Source organism: Hamadaea sp. NPDC051192, assembly GCF_040682475.1.
Lineage (GTDB): Bacteria > Actinomycetota > Actinomycetes > Mycobacteriales > Micromonosporaceae > Hamadaea > Hamadaea flava.
This window is the reverse complement of record NZ_JBFBAZ010000030.1, coordinates 66,565-72,829: the sequence shown is the minus strand read 5'-3', so window position 1 is coordinate 72,829 and position 6,265 is coordinate 66,565. Positions and strand designations below refer to the sequence as shown.

General features: G+C 68.3%; 7 protein-coding genes. 4 read left to right on the top strand and 3 right to left on the bottom strand.

Annotation, left to right across the window (positions count from 1 at the left end):
* Window positions 1–337: 337 nt before the first annotated feature.
* The 3 genes from AB0M47_RS15785 to AB0M47_RS15775 all read left to right on the top strand — a co-directional run bounded on the left by AB0M47_RS15785 (window position 338) and on the right by AB0M47_RS15775 (window position 2,236).
* Entirely contained in the window at window positions 338–445 is a 108-nt protein-coding gene (locus AB0M47_RS15785) for a DeoR family transcriptional regulator (protein WP_363413380.1), read from the top strand.
* Between the two features lie 117 nt (window positions 446–562).
* Window positions 563–919, top strand: coding sequence for a hypothetical protein (locus AB0M47_RS15780; protein ID WP_363413377.1), 357 nt, complete (start codon window positions 563–565; stop codon window positions 917–919).
* A 78-nt stretch (window positions 920–997) separates the two neighbouring features.
* The gene (locus tag AB0M47_RS15775) at window positions 998–2,236 is read left to right on the top strand and encodes an EAL domain-containing protein (RefSeq protein WP_363413383.1); all 1,239 of its coding nucleotides are present in this window, start codon (window positions 998–1,000) and stop codon (window positions 2,234–2,236) included.
* Window positions 2,237–2,315: 79 nt separating this feature from the next.
* On the opposite strand, the gene AB0M47_RS15770 is transcribed toward AB0M47_RS15775, so the two are convergent.
* A complete protein-coding gene (locus tag AB0M47_RS15770; protein ID WP_363413374.1) occupies window positions 2,316–2,873 on the bottom strand; it encodes a DoxX family protein in 558 nt (185 codons plus the stop codon).
* Window positions 2,874–3,039: 166 nt separating this feature from the next.
* A complete protein-coding gene (locus tag AB0M47_RS15765) occupies window positions 3,040–4,458 on the bottom strand; it encodes an MFS transporter (protein ID WP_363413371.1) in 1,419 nt (472 codons plus the stop codon).
* Between the two features lie 101 nt (window positions 4,459–4,559).
* On the opposite strand from AB0M47_RS15765, the gene AB0M47_RS15760 reads away from it, so the two are divergent.
* Window positions 4,560–5,048 carry a MarR family transcriptional regulator gene (locus AB0M47_RS15760; protein ID WP_363413368.1) on the top strand — a complete coding sequence of 163 codons (489 nt, stop codon included), beginning with the start codon at window positions 4,560–4,562 and terminating at the stop codon, window positions 5,046–5,048.
* A 12-nt stretch (window positions 5,049–5,060) separates the two neighbouring features.
* Here the strand turns inward: AB0M47_RS15760 and AB0M47_RS15755 are convergent, their stop codons facing one another.
* Entirely contained in the window at window positions 5,061–6,245 is a 1,185-nt protein-coding gene (locus AB0M47_RS15755) for a glycosyltransferase (RefSeq protein WP_363413365.1), read from the bottom strand.
* Window positions 6,246–6,265: the final 20 nt, after the last annotated feature.

Below are 6,265 nucleotides of genomic sequence, written 5' to 3'. Positions count from 1 at the left end.
CACCCCCGGCTCCCGCATCACCGCCGCCATCCCCGCCATCACCCTCCTCCTGGCCATCGAAGTCCTCTCCCGCCAAGGCAAACCCAAACCCGAACTAACCCCCAACCGACCCCACAAACGGCCGACCGGACAACCCCCGGCCACCACCACACCCGACCGGCCACGAGCCGCCAGCCGACCCACCGCTACCACCACCCCGACCCCACCACACACCCGCGGCCAACCCCCGGCCACAAATACGCCACCAACAGCACCGCCACCCCCCAACGGCCACCCACCACCCCCCACAGCCCCACCGCCCCGCCGGCGGCCACTACCGGTCAACACCGCAACCAAAGTGGCCACCCTCCTCGCCGACAACCCACACGCCGACACCACCACCGTGGCCACCCAACTCGGCATCTCCACCCGCACCGCCCGCCGACACCTCGCCGCCCTGCGATAAGGCCCGAGAGATGGCTTTGCCGACGGGCCAAGCTGGGTCGTCCTACGTCGGCTGAGCTGCCCCGCGCCATCGGTCGCCCTCGAAGCCTCGGGCCAGGCGACCATCCTCAGCTACAACGTGCCCGAACCGACGTCCTACCCGGGCCGCAACTACATCGAGCTGCCCTTCGACGACCGCAATTTCACCGCAGCGGGCAAGGTGGTCCCGGACCAGGCGAAGCTGGCCGGCCGTCCCCTGACCGAGATCACCTCCGTCGTCGCATCGCTCGACGGCGCCGCCGATCCCCGCGAGTTCCCGCTCGTCGCGCACGCCACCCGCAGCCTGGCCGGATTCGCCAGCCGACCGGCACGCACCCGAGGCGGCACGGCGGCCCGGCAGTGGAACCCGGACACCGGCGAGTCCACGGACGTGCCCAGCCCGGACGACGAGGACGGGACGGCGGTCGCGATCATGTACCAGCCGCCCTACATGTGAGTCGCCCACGAGTGCGCTAACGTCGTACGCCGTGCTGCCCGCTGGCGGTTGCGCGACCTGGTCGGTGGGTAATCCGTGATGGTGTGGGGCTACGGAACCCTTCCCGATCCCGAGTACGAGATGATCGTGCGCCAGCGGAGGTTGGACACCTGGTTCCAACCGATCGTCGATGGCGATAACGGACAGGTCGTCGGATTCGAGGCACTGGTTCGAGGACCGGCCGGATCGCGGTACGCCGCACCGGCCGCTCTGTTCGCCGAGGCGTACCGCGTCGGCAATGTGGTGGAGCTGGACTGGGCAGCACGGGCATCGGCATGTCGAGCCGCCCTCGCCGGTGGCCTGCCTCGCCAGGTGATGCTGTTCGTCAACATCGAGCCGCTGGCCCTCGATTCGCCATGCCCTCCAGACTTGGCCCCAGACATCGACGAAGCTTTCGCGCACTATCCGATCGTGCTGGAGGTGACCGAGCGGTCGCTGGAGCGTGACCCGCGCGCCCTGCTGGCAGGAGTGGACCGGCAGCGCGGCAAGGTGGCCGGATTAGCGGTCGACGATGTGGGCTCCAGCGTTCGCCAGTTGCCGCTGCTGTCCGCGCTCACACCCGACGTGATCAAGCTCGACCTGACGATCACCCAATCGCATACCTCGCCGACCGCACTGTCCTGTCTCGACTTCGCGTTCGAGCAAGCCGAACGCGCCGGCTCCGCGCTGCTGGCCGAAGGCGTGGAGACCCCGGAACACGCACGCGCAGCTCAGGCAATCGGGGCGCGGCTGCTACAGGGGCACTACCTTGGGCGGCCAGAGCCGGCCCACGGCCTCCTCGGCGACCAAGCCGATGCATTCGGGGAGCTGGCCGTCTCAAGACCAGTTGATGTGGATACGCCATTACAGGCGGTCACCGGTCAACCGGTGCGCCGCGCCGACCGGCATCTGCTGGTGGCATTGATGCGCCACCTCATCAGGACGAACGTGCCATCCAGCGGGCCGGCGATGTTGCTGCTGCTCGTGCCTGATCCGGCCGCGCTCGCCGCTGTCGACGGCGGGTTCCTCACTGCCCTGGCGCACCGGGACGTACTGATCGCCGCCATCGGCCCAGGGTTGCCCAGCCCACCGGCACCCGACGTACGGGGCGGCGCAATCCACGAGCAAGCGCTCGGCGGCTCCTGGTCGGCGGTGCTGCTCGCCTCCGGAGTAGCCATAGCCGTCCTCGCCGAGCGCCGCGACGGCGAACCCGAGCACATCGACTATGCCGTGACGCACGACCGAGACCGGGTCATCACGGCCGCCCGCTGCCTGCTCCGCCAGATCGGGCCGTCCTGACGCCCAGTGGCCCGATCATGCGACACACGCACGACGACGTCCGGCTCTCGCCGGACGTCGTCCTCGCTTCGGCACCCGATCAGAATCGGGTCGTCATCGAGTACCAGGTCGGGCCGAACACCAGCAGGACCACCAGGGCGACCACCACCATCGACCACATCAGCCGGCCTCGGGTCAGGGGCGCCGGCGAGATGGGCCGCTTGGTCCAGCGGCCGACCGCGATGACGGCAGCCACCGCGCCCAGCACGATGTTGGACGGCAGGAGTTCGAACTCACCGCGTACGACGTGGAAGGCCCCGGCGAGGATCATCGTCAGCGTCAGACCCGCCGCGGCGAGCGGCGTCAGGCCCGGCCGCACCCGCGTCATCGCCGGCAGGATCAGGCCGAGCCCGCCCAGCACCTCGGCGACCCCGATGAACACGATCAAGGGCTGCGACACGGCGGCGTACCAGGCCATGGCCTGCGGCGCTGCCGCGTACATGGCGTCGTCGTAGAGCAGCACCTTGCCGAACCCGCTCCCGGCGAAGAAGACACCCCACAGCGCCTGCACCACCCAGAGCACGCCGTTTCCGGTGATCCGCGTACGCCGCTGCCCGGTGCCGACGGTAACCACATCCGCGCTGATCTGAGAGGCCATGTCCGATCACTCCTTGTGTCGTGGGCCGTGCTGACCCGATGGATTCAAGGATCTCGGCCGGGCTGCGGTCCGACATCCGTAGCGGCTACGGACCCGGTCACGGAACCTGCCACGGAGGCGCCCCGCAGACCGGAGCGGGCGGCAGGTACGGCGACAATCCCGGGCCTCACCGCTCACGCTGCCGCCGGCTGTAGACGAGGGCTGCGATGGCGGCGAGTGCGGCTCCGGCGCCGGCCATGGCGAAACCCACTTGGTAAGCGTGCTCGGTGGGGATCGTCGTGGATGCGATGGTGTCGCCGGCGAGTACAGCGGCCGTCGCGGCTGCGGCGATGGCCCCGCCGACGAGCCGGAGCAGGCTGTTGACGGCGCTGGCGATGGCGGTCTGGCCGGGGTCGACGTGTTCGACCGCCATCGTGCCGAGCGCGGCGAAGGCCAGCCCGATGCCGATGCCCAGCACCGTCGTGGTGATGTAGATGTCGTGGCGGTGCTCGTGCGCCAGGGTGATCCAAAGGCAGCTCAGTGCGGTCAACGCGGAACCGGCGGCGACGAGCGCACTCGCCGAGTATCGGCGCATCAACCGGCCGGCCTGGGTGGAGACCGCGATCATCAGCAAGGTCGTGGGCAGGAGGAACAGTCCTGCTTGCAGCACCGACGCGCTGAAGCCGTACTCCGCCTGAGGTGGCGCCTGGACGAAGTTGGGAATGAGGGTGAAGCCGCCGTAGAGGGCGAAGCCGATCAGGAACCCGCAGACGCTGGCGCCGACGGTGCCACGGTGGGTGAGCATCCGAATGTCGACAAGCGGGGCTGCGCTGCGGCGTTCGACCAGCAGCCAGCCGATCGCCAAGACGATGGCTCCGGCGGCCAGGCCCAGCACGCTCGCGCTGGTCCAGCCCCAGGAACTTGCCTTTCCGATAGCCAGCAGCAGGCAGACCAAGGCGCCGCCGAGAAGGACCGCGCCGGGCAGGTCGAGTCGTTCTCGGCGGGGTACGGCCTGATCGCGTACGGTGAGCGCCGCGAACAGCGCGGTGATGGCGGCGATCGCGGCGATGGCCCAGAACACGGCGCGATAGCCCGTGGTGTGGCCGGCGATGACGCCGGCTAGCACGAGGCCGCCGCCGACGCCGATGCCACCGGTGGCGGAGACGATGCCCAGCCCGGTGGCGAGTTTCGCCGGGGGCAGCGCGTCGCGGACGATTCCGATCGCCAAGGGAAGCGTCGCCATCGAGATGCCTTGCAGGATCCTGGCTGCGATAAGGGTCGAGACCGTGGTGGCGTACGCGCCCAGAACGGATCCGGCGACCAAGGCGACCATGGTGAACAGCAGTACGCGCCGCCGACCGTACATGTCCCCCATGCGGCCCAGCAGCGGTGTGGCGACGGCACCGACCAGCAGGCTGATCGTGAAGGCCCAGGCGACGGTGACCAGTGGCGCGGCGAGCGCAGCTTGGAGGCGTCCCAGCAGTGGGAGCACCGCGCTTTGCTGGATGGACGCAGCAGCCGCGACGGCGGCCACCGAGATGACCGACGACCAGGCCGTTCTAGCCGCCGGCTGGGTCTTCTTTTCTTGCATCTGCGCAGACGTCATGCTTCTTACCTAACTTCGGTATGCTTTACGCGAGCAGAGCTCGGCTAGGCCGGCTCGAAGGGATGACCGAACTATATACCTAAGTTAGGTATCTTAGGAGTGTGACCGTGGCCACTTCCCCATCTGCGGCCCTGCTTGCGCGGCTGGGCGCACTGGGCACCGCAGCCAGCCGAGGATCGCTGTACGAAACGGCGGTGGCCGCGACCGGTCTGGCACTGGAGAGACCTGCGATCAACATCCTCAGCGTGCTCAACGCGGCGGACGGACCGCGACGTGTCGGTGAGATCGCCACCGAGATGCAGGTCGAAGGCCCGCACATCACCCGGCATGTCCAGCGCTTGGAGCAGCGTGGCCTCGTCCGGACGGTGACCGACCCGGCGGATCGCCGAGCCCGTCTCGTGGAGATCTCGCCCGCCGGCCAGGAGGTCATCGACCGCTACCTCGCGGTCATCTTCGGCTGGATCGACTCCGCATTGGACACCTGGTCCGGTGAGGACCGCGATCAATTGTTCCGCCTCGCCGGACGGCTCTTCGACGACCTCGCGCGACAGCTGGCCGCCTTTGAGCAGACACCGCAGCCCGACCGCTGAGGCACCGGCGCTTTAGCGAAGGGTCGACATCTCGAAGAACTCATCTGTCCAGGGCTCGCACAAGCCCAAGTATGCGTTGGCGGCGTCGCGGCCCTTGAGCCGGAACAGGTACGCGGCGATGAGCGCGTCCAGCGGGCGGCCCTGTTTGTCGAGGCCGCTGAGGGTCACCGCTGCGGGATCTTTCCGCAGGCGTACCAATCTGCCGAGGGTGTCCGGCGCCGGCCGTTGGATCTTGTTCAGCTCGTGTAACCCGCGAAAGTAGGCCGCGTCGGGGTGCTCGCCTGCGGTCAGCCGGTCGAGATCGAAACAGAGCCCGAGCGCTGTCGTCCATTCACCCAATTGCGCGAGGCGCCCGCAAGCCCGGGAGAGCGCGAGGGATCGATAGAACTCCGGCGTTTGCCGGTCGCCAGGGTATTGCTGTTTGGCGCTGTCTAAGGCTTCGACGAGCGTCATCACTTCGGCGAAGTGCAGCGTCGGCAGCGCGTCGCGCAGCTGGAAGAACAGCCAGCGCGGATTGTCCGGCTCCCGCCGCCGTGCTGATTCGACCAGAGCCACGTTGCGCTGGATCTTGTCCTTGGCCATCACCACTTCGGAGCCGTAACCGTCGTGCCACAGGACCAGATCGATCCCGATCAGGCCGGGCACCGCATCGGCATCCGCGGGAATGTAGGGGTACTCGTGCACTTCGCCGCGGAAGCGAAGATGATCGGCGGGCACGATCCTGGCGATCTCCAGATATTCCGCGTCTCGACCGTCCTCCCGGATCACCGGCGCGAGAGCGCACCAGGTTATTCCAGCGACCGACTCGAACGCGCGTAAGCGGTCGCGCAGCACATCCGTGCAGTCGCTGTCGATCCACTCGTCGGCGTCGAGAAACATGACCCAGCCTTCGCCGACGGCGTCCAGCGCGGCATTGCGCGCCTGCGCGAACGAGTCCGCCCAAGCGATCTGCAATACCTCAACACGCTGATCGGAATAGCCGGCCACGATTTCCAGGGTGGCGTCGGTCGAGCCGGTGTCGACGACGAGCACTCGGTCGGCAGAGGTGGCCAGAGTGCTGTCCAGACAGCGAGCGATGGCGCGTTCCTCGTTGAGGGTCAGCACCACTATCGTGACGGGCCAGACCCTGTCGCCGCCGGCCGGCGCGCCGTCCGGGATTGGCTGATAGATCTCGAGAAGACCTGCGATCTCGTCCATGGGATCCCTGCAATGTGGAC

Bases quoted from the DNA above. Each gene is read 5' to 3' on its own strand.
- AB0M47_RS15775 (WP_363413383.1), top strand. From the start codon at position 998: ATGGTGTGGGGCTACGGAACCCTTCCCGATCCCGAGTACGAGATGATC.
- AB0M47_RS15770 (WP_363413374.1), bottom strand. From the start codon at position 2,873: ATGGCCTCTCAGATCAGCGCGGATGTGGTTACCGTCGGCACCGGGCAG.
- AB0M47_RS15765 (WP_363413371.1), bottom strand. From the start codon at position 4,458: ATGACGTCTGCGCAGATGCAAGAAAAGAAGACCCAGCCGGCGGCTAGA.
- AB0M47_RS15755 (WP_363413365.1), bottom strand. From the start codon at position 6,245: ATGGACGAGATCGCAGGTCTTCTCGAGATCTATCAGCCAATCCCGGAC.